General features: G+C 70.9%; 3 protein-coding genes. All 3 read right to left on the bottom strand.

Features of this window, described 5'->3' with window-relative positions; translation table 11 throughout:
* Positions 1-472: acylneuraminate cytidylyltransferase family protein (locus tag ACIKT0_RS16895; protein WP_407106536.1), on the bottom strand; the 472-nt coding region annotated here is incomplete at its 3' end.
* 73 nt (positions 473-545) lie between these two features.
* Positions 546-1,421, bottom strand: coding sequence for an N-acetylneuraminate synthase family protein (locus ACIKT0_RS16890; protein WP_407106535.1), 876 nt, complete (start codon positions 1,419-1,421; stop codon positions 546-548).
* A gap of 86 nt (positions 1,422-1,507) precedes the next feature.
* The coding region (locus ACIKT0_RS16885) for a DUF6716 putative glycosyltransferase (RefSeq protein WP_407106534.1) at positions 1,508-2,458 on the bottom strand (951 nt) is incomplete at its 5' end.

Below are 2,458 nucleotides of genomic sequence, written 5' to 3'. Positions count from 1 at the left end.
CGTGGTCGTGGTTCAGGCCGGCCGCGAAACCGTCCTCGCCGACCGTCCACAGGAAGCCATGGTCGGGCGCCGCCGTGAAGGCGCAGAGCGCGCCGCCGCGCCCGATGGCGGAGACGCACGCGTCGACCTCCGCCGGGGTCGTGAAGGGCGAGGTGCACTGCAGGAAGACCAGCACGTCGACCGGGTCGCTCTCGGCCTCGATCATCTCGAGCGAATGCAGCAGCGCGCTCTCGGAGGAAGCCTCGTCGGTCGAGATCTCGGCGGGACGGTCGATCACCGCGGCGCCGGCGGCGCGGGACGCCGCGGCGATTTCGGGATCGTCGGTCGAGACGTACACGGCCTGGACCAGCGACGCGCCGCGCGCGGCCGCGATCGTGCGGACGACCAGCGGAACCCCGCCGAGCGGCGTCAGGTTCTTGCGCGGCAGTCCCTTCGACCCGCCCCTGGCGGGGATCACCGCGACGCAACGCACGCTGGTCTGCTCCGGAGCAAGAGGATGTTCGTCGAGCCTGTCGCACGGGCCGGCGCAGGCCGCAAGGCGTCTGTCAGCCGACCGCCCTAAGCCCCGGCAGCCACTTCAGCTTCTTGCGTTGCTCCTCCTCGACGTCGAGCAGGTCCTTGTCCTTGCAGGACAACGCGATCTCGACGTTGCGGAGGTCCCGGCACAGCCGGCGCAGACCGTCGGGCTCGAGCGATGCGGCGTGGTCGGTGCCCTTCCAGGTGCGGTCGAGCGTGAAGTGCCGCTCCACCCAGGCGGCGCCGAGCGTCAACGCCGCCACGTCGGCCGCGATGCCCAGATGATGGCCGGAGAAGCCGATCTGCTTCACGCGGCCCTCATAGACGTCGCGCAGCCGCGCCACCTCGAGCAGGCACAGGTCGTCGAAGCTGACCGGGTAGCCGGAGGTGCAGGCGTAAAGCACGACGTCCTGGGCGCGCCCGCGCTGCTCGTAGAACGCCACCACGGCCTCGATCTCGTCGCGCGTCGTCATGCCGGTCGAGACGTGGATCTCGCCCGCGAAATTCTCGCAGAGCCAGCCCTGCAGCTCGAAATTGAGGTTCGTGGCGGAGGGTATCTTGATCAGCGCCGGGTTCAGCCCGGCGATGTCGCGCGCCGACGTCATGTCCCACACCGAGGTCGCGTAGACGACGCCGAGCTCCTCGCAATAGGCCTTGAGCTCGGCGTGCTGGTCGACGCTGAACTCCAGCGCCTCGCGATGCGCGCCATAGCTCTCGCCATAGGCGTTGGCCGGGACCGGATGCGGCTCGCCATACTGCTTCGGCGACAGAAGCTCGCGATTGTTGCGCTTCTGGAACTTGGCGACGTCGGCCCGGCATTCGCGGGCCGCCACCTCGACCATGCGCTTCGCGATGTCGAGCCGGCCCATATGGTTGCAGCCGATCTCCGCGATTACCTTGACCATCGAGACGCTCCGGGCGCGCGCCCCGCGGCGCGCTGTGCGGCGCAACCTAGATCAGCTGCGCGGGGTTGTAACAGAAAACCTTCTCGTCAGCCGCGCGGAACGAACCGGCGGCCCTCCTTCAGCCGGTTCGCAACGGCGGCCACGAAGCCGAGGCCGCGGCGCGGCTTTTCAAGCAGATGCGGCGCGTGGACCGCCATCGGGCCGCCGTTCCCGAGGGCGTAGGCCAGCCAGTCCGGCGAGCCATAGGCGGGGGTCAGCGGACGCAGCGGCAGCGCGGCCCCGAGCGCGTCCTGCCCGCCCAGCAGGGCCGCGCACTGGTCGAGAAGCGCTTCGGGCCGCGTCGTGGCGCCGGAATCCGCGAGCCAGTCCGGACGGACGACGGCCGCCACGTTCGGATCGAGATCGGCGAGCCGGGCGAAACAGCCGGAGCCGACGAAATAGGTCGTGCCGAGAAGCTCCGAGATCCCGAAATCCGAGACGATCCGGGTCGGCACGCCGCGCGCCATGGCCTCGACCGCGATGGTTGAGCTGACCGTGACGGCGAGCGAGGCGCGGTCGAGAAGCTCGTGCGCCGGATCGTGGGTGAAGCTGAGGTTGCGGGGACGCCCGCCGCGGGCGAACAGCTCCCGGGCGATGTCCTCGAGATGGAAGCGCGTGGCGTGATGGGCGCGCTCGTCGCGGCCGTGGCGCAGCTTCACCAGAACGTCGGCTTGCGGGAAGCGCCGCGCGAGCTCGGCGAGGCCGGCGAGCAGATGGGCGCGCTGCATGCGCCGCGCGGGGATGACCGGCTGTTCGAAGAAGATCACGGCCGGACGACCAGCGGGCCGGGTCCATGGCCGCTTCTCGAGGCCGAGCAGCCCGGTGACGGCGGCGTTGGTGGCGTCGAGGCCGATCTCGGCCGCGGCCGCGGCGTAGAGCGCGCGGTCGGCCTCGGTGTTGAAGCAGAGCACGTCGGCCGGGGCGCGGCTCATGAAGCCGGCGAGATGGTCGGCCAGCACCACGCCGGGCGAGGCCACCGCCACGATCGGCCGGGCCGG

The sequence above is a fragment of the Hansschlegelia beijingensis genome (assembly GCF_045505405.1).
In the GTDB taxonomy this organism is placed as follows: Bacteria; Pseudomonadota; Alphaproteobacteria; order Rhizobiales; family Methylopilaceae; genus Methylopila; species Methylopila beijingensis_A.
Note: the sequence above shows the minus strand (reverse complement) of the source record. Positions and strands in the feature narration are given on the sequence as shown.

Excerpts from the sequence above, each read along its gene's own strand:
- ACIKT0_RS16890 (WP_407106535.1), bottom strand. The coding sequence starts at position 1,421 with ATGGTCAAGGTAATCGCGGAGATCGGCTGCAACCATATGGGCCGGCTC.